Source organism: Weissella tructae (assembly GCF_000732905.1).
Taxonomy (GTDB): domain Bacteria; phylum Bacillota; class Bacilli; order Lactobacillales; family Lactobacillaceae; genus Weissella; species Weissella tructae.
Genome location: NZ_CP007588.1, coordinates 695,985 through 710,720 on the forward strand (window position 1 = coordinate 695,985; position 14,736 = coordinate 710,720).

Annotated in this window: 19 protein-coding genes; 5 read left to right on the plus strand and 14 right to left on the minus strand. The window is 38.3% G+C overall.

Translation table 11 applies throughout. The features are described from left to right. Nucleotides 1–234 precede the first annotated feature (234 nt). From WS08_RS03370 to WS08_RS03395, 7 genes are all read right to left on the minus strand, one after another. Nucleotides 235–990 carry a DnaD domain-containing protein gene (locus tag WS08_RS03370; RefSeq protein ID WP_009765290.1) on the minus strand — a complete coding sequence of 252 codons (756 nt, stop codon included), beginning with the start codon at nt 988–990 and terminating at the stop codon, nt 235–237. A gap of 3 nt (nt 991–993) precedes the next feature. Next, entirely contained in the window at nt 994–1,134 is a 141-nt protein-coding gene (locus WS08_RS06910; RefSeq protein ID WP_157788572.1) for a hypothetical protein, read from the minus strand. Between the two features lie 27 nt (nt 1,135–1,161). After that, the gene (locus WS08_RS03375; protein ID WP_009765289.1) at nt 1,162–1,839 is read right to left on the minus strand and encodes a CPBP family intramembrane glutamic endopeptidase; all 678 of its coding nucleotides are present in this window, start codon (nt 1,837–1,839) and stop codon (nt 1,162–1,164) included. A gap of 155 nt (nt 1,840–1,994) precedes the next feature. Continuing rightward, a complete protein-coding gene (asnS, locus tag WS08_RS03380) occupies nt 1,995–3,290 on the minus strand; it encodes an asparagine--tRNA ligase (protein WP_009765288.1) in 1,296 nt (431 codons plus the stop codon). A gap of 10 nt (nt 3,291–3,300) precedes the next feature. Next, entirely contained in the window at nt 3,301–3,732 is a 432-nt protein-coding gene (locus tag WS08_RS03385; protein WP_144427312.1) for a hypothetical protein, read from the minus strand. Between the two features lie 165 nt (nt 3,733–3,897). Then, complete coding sequence (locus WS08_RS03390; RefSeq protein ID WP_009765286.1) at nt 3,898–6,723, minus strand: helicase C-terminal domain-containing protein; 2,826 nt, start codon at nt 6,721–6,723, stop codon at nt 3,898–3,900. Nucleotides 6,724–7,239: 516 nt separating this feature from the next. Beyond that, complete coding sequence (locus WS08_RS03395; protein ID WP_009765285.1) at nt 7,240–7,482, minus strand: GlsB/YeaQ/YmgE family stress response membrane protein; 243 nt, start codon at nt 7,480–7,482, stop codon at nt 7,240–7,242. A 424-nt stretch (nt 7,483–7,906) separates the two neighbouring features. Here WS08_RS03395 and WS08_RS06915 point away from each other — a divergent pair, with 424 nt between their 5' ends. The 4 genes from WS08_RS06915 (at nt 7,907) to WS08_RS03410 (ending at nt 9,944) form a co-directional block, all read left to right on the plus strand. After that, nucleotides 7,907–8,047 (plus strand): hypothetical protein, encoded by a 141-nt coding sequence (locus WS08_RS06915; protein ID WP_157788571.1) that lies wholly within the window; start codon nt 7,907–7,909, stop codon nt 8,045–8,047. 237 nt (nt 8,048–8,284) lie between these two features. Next, a complete protein-coding gene (locus tag WS08_RS03400) occupies nt 8,285–8,719 on the plus strand; it encodes a hypothetical protein (RefSeq protein WP_009765284.1) in 435 nt (144 codons plus the stop codon). 116 nt (nt 8,720–8,835) lie between these two features. After that, nucleotides 8,836–9,303, plus strand: a complete 468-nt coding sequence (locus tag WS08_RS03405; RefSeq protein ID WP_009765283.1) for a hypothetical protein — start codon at nt 8,836–8,838, stop codon at nt 9,301–9,303. 194 nt (nt 9,304–9,497) lie between these two features. Then, nucleotides 9,498–9,944 carry a hypothetical protein gene (locus WS08_RS03410; RefSeq protein ID WP_009765282.1) on the plus strand — a complete coding sequence of 149 codons (447 nt, stop codon included), beginning with the start codon at nt 9,498–9,500 and terminating at the stop codon, nt 9,942–9,944. Between the two features lie 235 nt (nt 9,945–10,179). Here the strand turns inward: WS08_RS03410 and WS08_RS03415 are convergent, their stop codons facing one another. The 7 genes from WS08_RS03415 to WS08_RS06920 form a co-directional block, all read right to left on the minus strand. Then, nucleotides 10,180–10,404, minus strand: a complete 225-nt coding sequence (locus tag WS08_RS03415) for a hypothetical protein (RefSeq protein WP_009765281.1) — start codon at nt 10,402–10,404, stop codon at nt 10,180–10,182. A 203-nt stretch (nt 10,405–10,607) separates the two neighbouring features. Then, nucleotides 10,608–10,895, minus strand: coding sequence for an HNH endonuclease (locus tag WS08_RS03420; RefSeq protein WP_009765280.1), 288 nt, complete (start codon nt 10,893–10,895; stop codon nt 10,608–10,610). Between the two features lie 61 nt (nt 10,896–10,956). Further along, entirely contained in the window at nt 10,957–11,151 is a 195-nt protein-coding gene (locus tag WS08_RS03425) for a hypothetical protein (RefSeq protein WP_009765279.1), read from the minus strand. Between the two features lie 152 nt (nt 11,152–11,303). Continuing rightward, entirely contained in the window at nt 11,304–11,843 is a 540-nt protein-coding gene (locus tag WS08_RS03430) for a hypothetical protein (RefSeq protein WP_009765278.1), read from the minus strand. Then, nucleotides 11,827–12,009, minus strand: a complete 183-nt coding sequence (locus tag WS08_RS03435; RefSeq protein ID WP_009765277.1) for a helix-turn-helix domain-containing protein — start codon at nt 12,007–12,009, stop codon at nt 11,827–11,829. Before WS08_RS03435 ends, WS08_RS03430 begins: the two co-directional genes overlap by 17 nt. Before the next feature lie 513 nt (nt 12,010–12,522). Then, nucleotides 12,523–13,089: a hypothetical protein gene (locus tag WS08_RS03440; protein ID WP_009765276.1), complete on the minus strand. Its 567-nt coding sequence runs from the start codon at nt 13,087–13,089 to the stop codon at nt 12,523–12,525. Nucleotides 13,090–13,136: 47 nt separating this feature from the next. Next, nucleotides 13,137–13,313, minus strand: coding sequence for a hypothetical protein (locus tag WS08_RS06920; protein ID WP_157788570.1), 177 nt, complete (start codon nt 13,311–13,313; stop codon nt 13,137–13,139). Between the two features lie 480 nt (nt 13,314–13,793). Between WS08_RS06920 and mvk the strand changes: the two genes are divergently transcribed. Beyond that, complete coding sequence (mvk, locus tag WS08_RS03450) at nt 13,794–14,729, plus strand: mevalonate kinase (protein ID WP_009765274.1); 936 nt, start codon at nt 13,794–13,796, stop codon at nt 14,727–14,729. Nucleotides 14,730–14,736 lie beyond the last annotated feature (7 nt).

A 14,736-nucleotide genomic window follows, 5' to 3' on the forward strand; every position in this document is an offset into this window, starting at 1 on the left:
CCCTAAATCTCCCTTTATATTTTACACATACTAATAAATAGATTGTACATGACAACTATACCACATATATATCTGCCTATCACATTTTTTATAAAAATTACACCTAATTTCTAATTTTATCAACACAGAGACATACTCACACGATTAATACAAGCTTTAAATGTACGTATATACCAAAATAAAAGACCAATCATCAAGAACATCTTGATGATTGGTCTTTATGCCGATTTCTAATTAATACTTTGTCCAATCAGTATTCATGATATCAACGTCCCATGAAATATCTGGTAAATCTGTTGCTTCGCGTTGCTTAAATTGTTGATGCTTTTGCTTTTCGGCGTACACATCTTGCAACGAATGATAGTTCTTCTTTTGCCATGAAGCCAAAATAGTTTCAATATAACGGAGGCTTAATGCGCCATTTAATACCGCTTCTTGAATGGCAACTTGGATAAAATCTGCCCTAAAATGATCAATATCAAACCAATTCTTAATCGTATTAATCTCCATAGGACTTAAAGGACGACCAAATTCTTGTTCAACCATATTGAAAATATCCGCACGTGACAAATTACTTTCTTTATCTAATTGTTCTAATGCATTTTCACCTTGTGTGACCACACGGGCACTCGTTGAGATGATTGGTAATGCATCCACATCAAACGCTAAAATCTTCATATACAATGGTGAAAAGTCTAATTGTGTCGCAACCTTCCCATTACCATCTCGCTTTGCATGATCCGTTAGATATTCTTTTTCACGTAATTGTTCAATCCCACGAGAAACACCTTCTACAGACCAACCAAGTTGATTAGCAACCATCTGTAGTTGGACATCACCATCAAAACGTGTCATTTGCGTTAATAAGTGCACCATCAATAAAAACTCATCATTGGTCATACCTAATTCACGATAATGTTCAACAACATACGTACTTAAACCGACCATTGGTGCGTTAAAAAATGCTGTTACCTTTTCTTGATTTTCCATGGTTTAACGCTTTACAAACAAAACCATCGCAATCAATGCTAAGAAAGCGGCCCAAACTAAACGCCCAACATTGGCTGTTACCACTGTTTCAGTTTTAGACTTTTGAATTTTAACTTCAACTAAATCTTCGTTCATCAACTTCATTTTGTTTCTCCTTTGTCCAATTACTTTTTACAAAACACCCATCATTACTGGAATAAAGATTAGGAAATCATAGACAACGTGGGCAATAATTCCACCCCATAAGCTATCTGTCTTTGTCCAAGCATACGTAAATGGTAAACGTCCTACTCCAATAACAATCAGCATTTGATACCAGTTTCCATTATAAGCATTAAAATGCATCATGCCAAATAATGCGGCACTAATCAAAGCGGCCCAAATCCACGCTTGCTTGCGACCAATTTTCTTAACCAACAAGTAATACACTGGGAATGCAATTGATGCAGTGATAACTTCTTCTCCAATTAGCGAAATCCCCAATGTCGTTAGAGTTACAATGTTCCCCCATAAGGTTGGTTGTGCTAATGAATTGATAATCCCATTTTCTTGTAATGCGCCTTGTCCCAACAATGGACCAACTGCAGACGCCACGATAGATACAAGATATCCCAAAACAATTGCTACAAAAATTGGCTTCCAGCTACCCTTTTTCATCTTCTTAAAGAATGACAAGAAAGTCTCTTTCCCAAACATCAACACTAACACTGCTGATCCAGCAGCCAATAAGGCTAACCAACTCAACGGAACAGGATTTGTCCCTCCATACATTCCCAATGCAATAATGAATGGCGCTACGATGAATGTCCACTTATATGGCATCGGCGCTTGTTCAATTCGATTTAACATATACTATCCTCCCAAATATGATTGTTTTACTATACTTTTATTCTACCTTATTTAGCTTTTTCGCGCACTCACCCTGCATCCGTTTGAAATTAAATAAAAAACGATACATCGTGACATCATGTATCACAAAGTATCGTTTCATTTTATTTAGCTAATTATGGCTTCAAACGTGCAATTGTACGTGGGAATGGAATAGCTTCACGAATGTGTTCTTCTCCAGTTACCCAAGTAATCATACGTTCTAGCCCCAAACCGAATCCTGAATGTGGCACAGCACCGAAACGACGTAAGTCTAGGTACCAAGCGTAATCTTCTAGGTCCAATCCCATTTCCTTAACGCGTTCTTCTAGGTAATCGTAATCGATATCACGTTCTGATCCACCGATGATTTCACCATATCCTTCTGGTGCCAACAAGTCAGCTGAGATAACAACGTCATCACGATCTGGGTGGCGCTTCATGTAGAAGGCCTTGATTTCCTTAGGGAAGTTTGTGATAAAGACAGGGCTGTTAAAGTGGCTAGCCAAGAATGTTTCTTCAGGTGAACCGAAGTCTACACCCCAGTCAACATCGAAGTCGTTTTCTTGCAACAACTTAATCGCATCGTCGTATGAGACACGTGGGTATGGTAGCTTCGTGTATGAAGCCAACAATTCCTTGTCACGTCCCAATAGATCCAATTCGTATTGGTTACGGTCAAGAACAGATTGAATCATGTAGGCAACGTAACGTTCTTGCACTTCAAGTGATTCTGCTTGTTCCATCCAAGCCATTTCTGGTTCAATCATCCAGAATTCAGTTAGATGACGACGAGTCTTTGACTTTTCAGCACGGAATGTAGGTCCAAATGTGAAGACCTTTCCAAATGCCATCGCTCCTGCTTCAGCGTACAATTGTCCAGTTTGTGACAAGTAAGCATCGTTTCCGAAGTAGTCAGTTGAGAACAATTCTGTTGTTCCTTCTGGCGCTGAACTTGTCAACAAAGGTGAATCAATCTTGATAAACCCTTCCTTGTTGAAGAATTCATATGTTGCAGCGATCAAAGTGTTACGGATACGCAAAACAGCAAATGGTTGAATGTGACGTAGGTAAAGGTGACGGTGATCCATCAAGAAATCAGTTCCGTGTTCCTTTGGTGTGATTGGGTATCCTTCTGAAGCCCCAACAACAGTAACGTCCTTAACATCCATTTCATATCCAAATGGTGAGCGTTCGTCTTGGCGGATTGTTCCAACCAAGTACATGCTTGTTTCTTGTGTCAACGCCTTAATCTTAGCGAAGATATCTTCACCAACGACTTCCTTTGAGACAACACCTTGGAAAAATGCAGTTCCATCACGTAGTTGCAAGAATTGCATCTTATTTGATCCACGCTTATTACGTAGCCAAGCTCCTAAGCGAACTTCTTTTCCAACAAATTGTGGCGCATCTTCAATACGAATTGTTTCCATGGTCATACTCCTATAAGTTTTCTATTGCGCGAATGATCTTGCCATCTGAAAATTGGTAAGTCAATAGCGTCAAATTATTATCTTTTTCAACCAAAGTTACTAACCATACAGGGACGTCATCATAGATTCCCATCCCAATGCTTGTAACTTCTTTGGGCTTAAAACGAGATTGTACATCATCACGGACTTGCTTTTCAGACCAACCAGTCGTCATGTCAATTTCCATTAATTCACCAGTACTATTATTTCGAATAACCCCAATGTTTTGTTTCTTCTGATTGGTTCCCACTAATGATGTAAAGACATCATTACGTGATACTGAGTAATACTGGTCAACTTCAACCAGATTAAACTTTTCAGTGGCCAATTCCGTTAGGCGATGTTCACCCTCTCGAACTGGATGAGTCGCCATAACCAAAAACGTCACTACGATAGCTATCACAGCCACGATACCGCCTATAATTTTAAACCACCTGGCTCGGCGAGCTCGGTGGAGCGCCTGTGGCGTTTGTCTGATTTCCATAGCGTGACGTCTCCAATCGCATCATCAAAAACATATCTAAAACTAAGTTATACTTTATCAGAAAATGCCCTGAGTTTAAAGGGGTTAGCGATGTTCTGTGAAGAATTTTTGCAGATAATCAGCAACCTGATTTCCCTTAATAACTTCTTGCGGCATCTTCTTTGGCAACATCTTACGTAATGTCTTACCGTATGTCTTCTGCACAATACGCGAATCCAAAATCACGATGGCACCATAATCTTCTGGTGTACGTAACAAACGCCCCACACCTTGACGCAGTCGTAAGACCGCCTTAGGTAGGACATTGCTGTAAAATGGTTGCTTTCCAGCGGCTTTCAAAATTGATTCTTCAGCCTTTTGTGGAATTGTATTAGGTGCATCAAACGGCAAACGGGTAATCACAACAAGACGGACTTGCTCATTAGGCAAATCAATTCCTTCCCAGAAACTGTTAGCTCCGAGCACAATCATCTTATTCTCAGATTGCATACGCTTTAAGATACGCCCCTTGGTTCCAGTGATTCCCTGCGCTAACAAAGTCATCCCATGTTTTTGCGCAATTTGATGTTGTTGCATGTAATGGAAGACTTGTTCAATCATGTCGAACGAGTTAAACAACACGAGTGTGTTTTCTTGCATTGCACCTAACATGTGATCTAATTGCTTTGCAACATAGACTGGATAACGACTATCCGTTGGACTAATCGCATCGTCAACCAATAACATTTGTGATTGATGTTCATAATCATATACATCATCAAATTGATGCACATCCGCTGATTCACGATCCAAATCTAGTCGTTCATATAGATAACTTGATTTAGTTGATGTGAACAACGTTGCCCCAATCATTGTTGGTGGCATGAAGTATGGATAAATCTTGTCCTTGAAGTAATCAACTGTATGCAATAACCCACCACTTAACTTCAAGTAATTAATATCATCACGCTTTGACAACGTTAGCCAAAAGACTGAGGCTTGTGGGTAATCAATGATATTTTGTTGGAAATCCGTTAGATAAACATCATCACGTTTAATCACACGTAACCAACGACGGAAATCAGCTAATGCTTGACGTTCGGAAACCGAGAAGACATTCTTCAAGGTACTGAAGCCAGTCAATAGCTTATCTAATGCTTCTTCTGTCGCTTGGATATTCCCTTTAATTTTTTGCATACGACTCGTTTGTTCGATAAAGAACAGAGCCAACTCTGCACCATTCAAAGGTACTTCCAAATGTCCTTCCGTCGCATTCACTTGCTTACGATTCAATAAGAAACGACGATAGAACTTTGTTTCTAGTTGCGGAATCTCTGTTTGTAATTGCTTAAGTTGCAAAATGAATTCATGTTTCACACGATTTCCAGCCGGAATACGCGTCAAAATTTCTTGCAAACTATCCTCATCACGTACCACTAAGTCCAATGCTTGATTGACCGCATATTGCCAACTCGTGAAATCAAGTTGACGCCTATTTTGATCAATAATCGCGTCTGGTAAATGTTGTGGCTCGTCAATCACCAGGTATGGCGTTTCATCTTGTTGGCCTAATTCTTGCGCATAGGTCGTTAGATAAGCATGATTAATCACCAAGAATTGTGCTTCATTTGCCACAACTAATTGGCGTTCAAAGAATTCATGACCGTAGTACGCAGAACCCATTGGATTGTTAGCTGCTTGGGCTAATTTTTGTAGGAAATCCGCTGGTGGATTCAACAAATTTAATTCATCAAAATCTCCAGTTAATGTTTCTGTTAACCAAACCAAGATTTGTGCCTTTGTAAATTGTAGTCCCGTTGACCCTTCATCCACATTCAATGAACGACGGAAACTCTGCAAATTTACATAGTGCATACGTCCCTTCAAACTCACGGCACGTGTTTCAAATGGTAAGACTTGATTCAACTTTTGATTAACTAAACCGGCAACTTGTTGTTGCTGTACCAGAGTTGGTACTGCCACCACAACTTTACGGCCTGTTTGATTAGCCAAGTAAGCATATGGCAATAAGTAACCCAGTGTTTTCCCTAACCCTGTGGGTGCCTCAATCACCAAAGCATCTTCACCTGGCTTTGACTCGCTGAAGTCAGCGTCCGCATAATGATGCTCAACAAAATTCATCAATTTTGCTTGATCTTTACGGTAGCTAAAAGTGTCGCCTAATACGGCTTCAAGAGCACTTGGTTTCTTCGGATATTTCACATCCGCAGACGGTACTAAGGGCGCTGGTGCTGAGAAGCGACGAATCGCCAACCCATCCAACACTTCTAATGACTTATCCAACGCTTGTGGTGCCTTTTGATTATAAGTGAGCGCTTGTTCAATTATGATTCTTGTGTCTCGTGGTAAGCTCAATGGCAGTTTTACCAACGTTTGTAGCGTTATCATTGGCAAACTTTGCGCACGCTTCACCAAACACATGAACACTTCTGCCGTTGTTGCTGCATCACTGTCAGCTTGATGCGGATTCAAGTGTTCAATCCCCAAATATTGCGCCATATCAATCAAACGATATCCCGGCGCTGTTGGATATAGCATCTGACTCAAAGTCACTGTGTCAATCGCTTGTCCTGTTAGAGGCGTTAACCCTACTCGTTCAAATTCAGCATTTAAAAATGGCCAGTCAAAATTCACATTATGTGCAACAAAGACGGTCCCTTGCAACATCGCATGTACCATGTGTGCAACATCTTCAAAGTTCGGTGCAGACTTGACCATTGATGCATCAATCCCTGTTAGTTGCACCACGTGACGTGGAATCGCCATCCCCGGATTAATCAAGGTTGAATATTGGTTAATGATTTTATTGTTTTGTACAAATGCAATCGCGATTTGAATGATACGCCCCGTCTCAGTTGACGTTTGCGTCGTTTCTAAATCGACCACTGCATAAATGTTTTGTTTTAACATCTAGCCACCTATTCATCTCTTAATAATAATACGATTATTATACCACAGATCTTCTAAAAGCCTTTATCTCATGCGCTTTCAGGCGTCATTTTATTTAAAATAATGACGAATCCGCCATTTGTCTCCCATCACCTCATAAAATGGACACTATAAATGCCCGAACTGACGTGACACGAACGATTAATCATGTTGGAATCGAACCAACCGAACACTCCCATATGAGTATGATCAACTAAGTTGTCATTTACTTTTTACGCTTGAACAGCCAAGTCACTAAAAGAACTAACAAAAACCAAGGACGCGTCCATAGTGGACCACCATTGTTATTATTCATCAACATAACCTCCAGTATTCGTACGGGTTTCGCATGATAACTATCATACCCATACGTTTATGTTAGCACACGTATCTTTATAAACTATCAAACCCCAGCGTTTTTAGGATAACTATTCGATTGATTATTGGTTTTAGACAAAAAAAGAAGAGCTAATCGTCAGCTCTTCTATTTCTAAATTATTAATTTGTTGTGCGGCCCATTAACCATGATACAAATACCACCACGATAACAGCACCAATGATTGAAGGAATTAGGGCCATCCCCGCTAACTGTGGTCCCCATGAGCCAAGCAATGTTTCACCTAACCATGAACCTACCAATCCAGCTAGGATATTCGTTACCCAACCCATTGACGTCTTTGTAATCGCACCACCAACTGCACCAATCACAGCACCGATAATTAATGTCCAAATCCATCCCATGTCTCAATTCCTCCTCATTTGATAGCATACGAAACTGCTTACTAATACTCAGCATTGAGTATCTACCTATATGGTAGCGCTGTTGTCCACGACTTGCAACCGTTTGGCCTAGTCATTTTCTCAAATCCTAACTCCGCAATTCGTTATCGAAATGCGGAGCGTGACCCAAATGTATTTGACTCAGATATTTCTCGTCTACTTTCTTCGAATTTACTATAAGAATACATTTACACCTAGACTTTCCTAGACTATAATCATCAATAAACCAACACATTTCGCATACTATGTCGAGACAATTGCATAACTATGGCGTGTTTTTTGTCTGTTCGTTTCTAAAGAACAACTGACAACTATTAATACACACGACTTACATAGACCAAACTCAAAAAAGTATATTTTTTCTTTTACGACAGAGCAAAGTCTCATGAATATATTGGCAAAAATACAAGCAGTTGCAACAAAGCGCGGTATGTCTATTGAAAAAATTTCTGAAGAAGTAACTAAATCAGGCGCAAAAGTCGCGAAAAGTACATTATACCGTTGGGATACAATCGTGCGCTACTAGCCTTTTTACGTGCTAACCATGATCAATAGTCTATGTAGATAGCACTATTAGATTATTTAAAAATCCCAGCCCTTCAAAATGACGTCATCGTTGCGTATCTAATGTAAGGCAATACTTCCTATCTGAATGTTCCTTTCTATGAATAACCAATCTAGCCTTTCGATATTTTTTAGATTGGCATACATACGTGCAGGTAGGAAACACGTTAAAAGCTATATCGGGAGTTCGTAAACACGTATGTACTTAAGTAATAGAACTAAACAAATCATTATACCTATATCTTGTTTAATTGTTGGTATTGTCATTGGACTGTCTGCATATTCCGTCACACATGGCGATAAATGGGCTGGAGCATCTGATTATCAAGCAATCAAATTAGATGAAATACAGTACTTAACAAAACGCCAGCAAAATTATGATCTGTCTACTGGTTCTCTACACGACCAATATTTTGATTTAATTAAGCTAGTTCTTGTTAGCCCTATCGAAGATGACCGTGAATATGCAATATACGCAGCTGACCTAGTTGCTGAAAATACAGACAAACAAGAAATTTCTGAAGATGATGTTATTCCAATAGCTGAATTAGGCGGAAAACTTACGAAAGCCGCTTTAAGAAGCCTAGATCTTTCAGATGACACATATAAATTAGCCTCTGAAAAAATTAAATAATTACTAGAGCAATAGCCATTGAATAGTATTTCACGGAATCGAATCACATTTAAGGGTTAACCGTACGTGCAGAAAGGAATCACGTTAAAAGCTAATTTAGGGAGTTATATTGGGTTATGTCTATTTTAATTTTGTTAGCCATCATTTTGGGATTGATTGCTATTATGGCTTTTGCTGCATCTATGGGGTCGTCATCTAATGGCGATGTCTCAAGCAATGTAGTATTGCGTCATCCATCATTAGAAATCACAGAAAATGTGTCACTTGGGTTCTCGGCTACTACATTCTTCTTTGGAAGTATTGTCATGTTTATGAGAAAAGATTTTCAAAACGCTATCAAATATCTTTTCATCAAAGTAGTCTTCGCTATTGCATTAATCTTATGTTATTCAATGCCTATGGCTTACGTAGAAACAACCAATGTACTTCTCTTTTATGTCTGCGTACTAAGTTTTCTATTTCACCTAGCTCTTGGAGCTTATTACAACCGTGCTTATGCTAGTTCACTAATTTCATTAGGATATGTCCCTAGTACATCTGAAGACGAAAAAATGTTGATTTTAACTAAAGTTAAAATCAAATAAAAACACGTCGTATATCCTTCATTCGGATTTATGACACGCGTAAAGAATCATCACTTAACGGTAGAGTGTACAGTTGATTCGAACCCAACATGATTCATTGCAATAAAAAGTCCATCTTCCCTATTAGGTAGGTGGAATACATATACGTGCAGATAGGAGCCACGTTAAAAGCTAATTTAGGGGAGTTTTGGTATATGAAAAACATTTTAGCTTGGGGTGCTGTTCTTCTACTGGTTTTTTATCTCTTTATGCCTAGCGATAAAAAAGAAGATACCAGTAAAGAAGCAGCCAAGTCAGATACTGCTTTACTTCAAAAACAAGAGCAACAAGTTGAAGACTTAAATAAATGGTTTGACGACAGAGACGTAACTACCGACTCTGAAAATCTAATCGAAGATGAATGGCTTTATACTGGTCATTTGATGGGGTATTCAGTACATAACGGAAGTGTTTTTGCCGTATTCTCAAAGCGTGCATTTGAAGATACTGAATTAACAGAAAAAGAAGTGGCTAAATATGCATTCGCAGTCTTACAGGATTATCCTGGTGATTTATCATCAATCGATAATTTGAACGAACATAAAGAGCTTTCTGAAAACATCGCAACCGATCCTCGTATGTTCACTGTTTTTGATCGTTAATGAATAATCAAAACGCCATATTATATGCGTGATCATGATGTTCGTACGGATGATTAGCTCAGTCCTCTGATGTCCAGAAGTCCTGGGTAAAATGATTAATTTGCCATTTTGACGTTCCAAATCAATTCCACTAATATATGAAATATAGAAAAAACCGCAATGTATAAATCACTATACACTGCGGTTTTTATCGTTTTACTGATTTTAAGAATATACATTATTCACAAAACGTAATCTATAGACTCGATGCAGTGTTACTCCGTCGAGAAACCTTCGAAAAAAATATACTCATTTTTTGACAGTGAAGTGTTTGCTCCAACCATTCAGAGACTTCTATGTTCGTACCATCCCCACGAATTTTATCTTCTAGTTCACTTTGCTCTTTTAGCTTTTGTGTATCCCTATGATTAGGATTACCATTGGCTATCTGTAACTTAGCCCGTAAATCTTTTTGTCCCATAACATCCCCCTTCCTAATAGTCGAAATAAATAGAAAAAAACATGTCTATTTTGAAATACATAAATTAATAGAACCGCTATACATCAGCGTTTTAAATCTTTCACATTGCTAAAAAACGAAAAAACTCAAAAGCGGGTTTTTTAAAAAAGAAGAGGGGCTCCGGTACGCAGGCGATTTCAAATCTCAAAAAAATTATAGGGGGACTAAAATTTCACGACATCATCGCGTTCAACTTTCTTTTTGCTTCCCATTTTTTCTGGATGCGCCTTATTGTGGTGCTCTCTGCAAATCGTTTCAAGGTTATCCAGCTCATAAAATAAACTTACATCATCACGAGCATGCTGTTTATGGTGTACTGTATCTCCTTGTTTATAAACAGACCTAGATAAACACACTTGGCACAAACCTTTGTCTCTTTCTAAAGCCATTCGTCTAATTCTTTCCCAGCTTTTCGTATGATACAACCTATCAATGTCATCACGTCTAGGCATAGCTACTCCTTTCTTTTGACACAAAAAAAGAGCAACGAAATTAATCGCTACTCTTTCTTAATTACATAATAACTTGTACTGTTTCTTCATTATCCGGACGAATAAATTCCGTTCCATATGTTGTGCTGCCTATTAGGCGAGGTTCACCTCCGCCAATATCCTTCATTACAATCAGGTCCTCTTTCTCGTTGTAATAGTAGTTATACTTCTCATCTGCTGTTTTGCCACGTCCCTCTACTAACTGTACCTTTTCCATAATGTCTACCCTCCTTCAGTTGATAGACATTATTATATCATCACCTAATTATCGAACAATATCATAATAACCCGATTACCGTGAAGAGCAGGCGTAATACATACGAAACGAATGCGAAATAAAAAAAGCACCCGAACCGAATCGAGTGTTCTTTAATGTTCTTCAAATACTTTATTTTTTTCTGTGATTTTTTGTTGCAGATTTTTATAATTATGAAATTTAACAAAGACATGCACATCTTTAGAATCACGTATATTCGCCAACACATCACCATAATAGTCTTTATCCAGCAAATGCTTTTCTGTATCACTTGATACAGTTAACTCTAGCACATCATGCCCTTTAACAAGCTTAGGAATACTTTCTATAATATGTTCCTGTCCATTGACTACTACGCCCCACCGATCAACTAGTGCAGAAGATTCACCGCTGTTAGATACGAATACGGATAATGAAATATTCCATCCATCCCAATCTAATCTATCGCCTTTTTTAAAAGACTCCCCACTTTTCACAAATGTTCCATCTTCTGAAGCATGCGTAAACTCATCGATGTACGTATATACTGCATTAATTTCAAGTTTTGCTTTCCCTCTACTATAGCGAACTGCAAAAAGAACTGCTCCTACTGTACCTATCGCTGCTAACCAATTAGGTAAAGCTTCACACCAAAAACTAATTCCGAGAATCATACAATCCACCTATTTTCTCAGCCACATCTAAGGACAATCGCCCTACTTCTTTTTCTCCACGGCGTAACTTTGATAATACTGTATTTGTTAAACCTGTATCTTTCGCAAATTGATAGGTAGTAATATCACTATCAATCACCCACTTAACTTTGTCTCTCAACTCCATAACTAACTCTCCTATTTAAGTAAAGTAATCACCAACAAAATGATTTGTAAAATAACAAACGTTGTCCATATTTTTTCTTCTCGATTGAATTTACGCATAATTTAGTTTAATATGGTACACGAATAGAGGTCATCTCTGACCCCTACCATTAAAGCTATTTCAAGAGTGCTATCAAAGTTTGAATTACCGTCACTGCAATTCCAGTAATTCCAATTTTTTCACTTCTTGTGAATGGCTTTTTTTGTTTGCGTTTCAAACGCTTAACTCGTGTGTCCATATCTTTTTCCTTTCGTTTATTTAGGACTTCGTTACCTCAACCCTATAAATATACTATATAACCTTTTTGGGTTATAGTCAACACTTTTAGAAAAATAAAACCGTGAATTATCAACTTTATTTAGTCGGTAACTCACGGTTATTTTTATCATTACAACATATCACTAAAAATTAAAAATTTTGGTTGAAACAGAAAATTGTTGAATTCTCATATAATTCTTTGGGAACATATGTATATCATACATAACACTTCTCGTTCAATATCTTTTCTAATTCTGAATCCAATTCACTATTTTGCAAATTCTCGTGTTGAAGTACACATTCCTCGATTTCGTCATATAAATCGTTTAAAAATGGGTAACTTATCACAGGATCTGTCGCCGAATAAGAGGCCTCCCGTTTTAAAACAAGCGGAATTAATTTAACATCGCCACCTTTTATTTCAGGAGTAACATCATAAGATGAAGGAAGGCCTAAGTTCCCCTCATTTGAGCCCTGATTTTTCACAACAAAACTAAAAAGTTTGACCAGTGCAGTCTGTTCACCTCTATTTTCGATAAATAAATTTAGACACATGTACTGTATTGTTTTAATTGTTCCGTCATAATATCTCCTTACATCAACTTGAGCATGTATATTAAGTAATGCTGGATTTTTTGGCTTCTTAGATAATTCGATAGCAGCAGTAATAGAGCGATATGTCACATAAGCTGCAATACCAGCTATCGCAACACCAGCCCAATCTCCCACATTACCCCAGTCTAAATTCTTTAAAAAGTCCCACCAAAATGTTTTGCTATTCATCAATTATTCGTCCTCGTATTTTTTATATATTAATTTTAAAATTCATACTACTCGTAAACTCTCAAATCATCAACGTCACTGAACGCATCTGCGAAATATAAAAATGCTTGTTCGATTAATTGTTGTCCACGGCGATCGGTGTGATATTTAATCTCTTCAATTTCAACCCAGGTTAATTTCTGAAAGTATCGCAATTTCAACATTGTACGATACGGCTCTGGCATGTACTCACATGCGTTGCAAACCTTTGCCAACATATCTTTTGCCCATACATAATTAGTGTATTTCTCAACGTTAGCATTTCCACTTTTCCGAGGATACAGGCATATCTGATATTGGCGGTGAACCGATAGATATCCGCGCCATATTCTCTAATCTAGGTAATTTTTTCTCGAGCAAACGTTGTATATTGTTTCACGCTTATCTACTTCTGAATACAAAGCCGTATACTCCCTCCTAAAGTTTAGACAGTTAATTCCGAATAGATTAAATAATCACATGAAACAAACGCATAGAGTGTCATTTAGGACGCAAAAACAGCAATCCATCTCAACAGATAGAAAAAACCGCAATGTATAAATGGCTATACACTGCGGTTTTATTGTTATAAGGATTAGAAAAGTATATAGAACCTTTAAGGTAAGTTTGGTATCATGTTATTTGGCAATATTTTACATAAATGAAAGATTGGTGGTTATTTACCAATGAAAAAAAGTGCGACTGGAACAAGTCATGCCAAGGTCATTTTGACAGGTGAACATGCAGTGGTTTACAACCAACCTGCAATTGCCCTGCCTCTACCAGACATGTCTTTAACCGTAAGTATTAGCGAGCGTAATCATGGACAAATCGTCCTAGCGCCTGGATATCAAGGTCCATTAACTGAAATGGCTGAAATGTATGAGGGTGTTCGACAATTAATTGTCCGCCTCCTACATTCTTTTTCTGCGCCTGATTTAGCCTTTAAATTAAAAATTACATCAACTATTCCGGAAGAACGTGGGATGGGATCATCTGCAGCAACGGCAGTAGCCATCACGCGTGCTTTCTTTAATTACTTTGAAGCTCCCCTTTCAAATGCAGAATTACAAAAGTGGGCAAGTATTGAGGAATCAATTACACATGGTTCTTCATCTGGTATTGATGCCGCAACAGTTGCGCATGATGTACCGATTTGGTTCATTAAAGGACAAGAACCAACGACAATGCCGATGGATCTATCTGCGACATTAATCATTGCGGATACAGGTATTCATGGCCAAACTGGCCTAGCGGTATCCGTTGTTCGTCAACACTTGATGCTTGGCGAAGATAATGCGCAAGAACGTATTGAACAATTGGGACACATTTCTGCTATTTCACGTGATGCCTTAGCAAACAATGATATCCAACAATTAGGTTCTGCTATGAATGATGCCCAAACACATTTAAGTGCCTTAGGTGTTTCTCATCCTGAACTTGATAAGTTAGTGATGGCGTCACGCAGTGCTGGTGCTTTAGGTGCCAAATTAACTGGTGGTGGTGTCGGTGGCGCTATGTTGGCCTTAACTGATACCCCTGAAACAACAGCTGCGGTCATCACAGCATTAGAAACTGCTGGTGCCCGTGAAATTTGGGTCCAATCATATCCCCAAGGTTAGGAGACAT

What these genes read in the sequence shown, in the direction of transcription:
- WS08_RS03410 (WP_009765282.1), top strand. Translation starts at nt 9,498, where the DNA reads ATGAAAAACATTTTAGCTTGGGGTGCTGTTCTTCTACTGGTTTTTTAT.
- WS08_RS03370 (WP_009765290.1), bottom strand. Translation starts at nt 990, where the DNA reads ATGGAAAATCAAGAAAAGGTAACAGCATTTTTTAACGCACCAATGGTC.
- WS08_RS03375 (WP_009765289.1), bottom strand. Translation starts at nt 1,839, where the DNA reads ATGTTAAATCGAATTGAACAAGCGCCGATGCCATATAAGTGGACATTC.
- WS08_RS03390 (WP_009765286.1), bottom strand. Translation starts at nt 6,723, where the DNA reads ATGTTAAAACAAAACATTTATGCAGTGGTCGATTTAGAAACGACGCAA.
- WS08_RS06910 (WP_157788572.1), bottom strand. Translation starts at nt 1,134, where the DNA reads ATGAAGTTGATGAACGAAGATTTAGTTGAAGTTAAAATTCAAAAGTCT.
- WS08_RS03440 (WP_009765276.1), bottom strand. Translation starts at nt 13,089, where the DNA reads ATGAATAGCAAAACATTTTGGTGGGACTTTTTAAAGAATTTAGACTGG.
- WS08_RS06920 (WP_157788570.1), bottom strand. Translation starts at nt 13,313, where the DNA reads ATGCCAGAGCCGTATCGTACAATGTTGAAATTGCGATACTTTCAGAAA.
- WS08_RS03415 (WP_009765281.1), bottom strand. Translation starts at nt 10,404, where the DNA reads ATGGGACAAAAAGATTTACGGGCTAAGTTACAGATAGCCAATGGTAAT.
- WS08_RS03420 (WP_009765280.1), bottom strand. Translation starts at nt 10,895, where the DNA reads ATGCCTAGACGTGATGACATTGATAGGTTGTATCATACGAAAAGCTGG.
- asnS (WP_009765288.1), bottom strand. Translation starts at nt 3,290, where the DNA reads ATGGAAACAATTCGTATTGAAGATGCGCCACAATTTGTTGGAAAAGAA.
- mvk (WP_009765274.1), top strand. Translation starts at nt 13,794, where the DNA reads ATGAAAAAAAGTGCGACTGGAACAAGTCATGCCAAGGTCATTTTGACA.
- WS08_RS03425 (WP_009765279.1), bottom strand. Translation starts at nt 11,151, where the DNA reads ATGGAAAAGGTACAGTTAGTAGAGGGACGTGGCAAAACAGCAGATGAG.
- WS08_RS03435 (WP_009765277.1), bottom strand. Translation starts at nt 12,009, where the DNA reads ATGGAGTTGAGAGACAAAGTTAAGTGGGTGATTGATAGTGATATTACT.
- WS08_RS03400 (WP_009765284.1), top strand. Translation starts at nt 8,285, where the DNA reads ATGTACTTAAGTAATAGAACTAAACAAATCATTATACCTATATCTTGT.
- WS08_RS06915 (WP_157788571.1), top strand. Translation starts at nt 7,907, where the DNA reads ATGAATATATTGGCAAAAATACAAGCAGTTGCAACAAAGCGCGGTATG.
- WS08_RS03430 (WP_009765278.1), bottom strand. Translation starts at nt 11,843, where the DNA reads ATGATTCTCGGAATTAGTTTTTGGTGTGAAGCTTTACCTAATTGGTTA.
- WS08_RS03395 (WP_009765285.1), bottom strand. Translation starts at nt 7,482, where the DNA reads ATGGGATGGATTTGGACATTAATTATCGGTGCTGTGATTGGTGCAGTT.
- WS08_RS03405 (WP_009765283.1), top strand. Translation starts at nt 8,836, where the DNA reads ATGTCTATTTTAATTTTGTTAGCCATCATTTTGGGATTGATTGCTATT.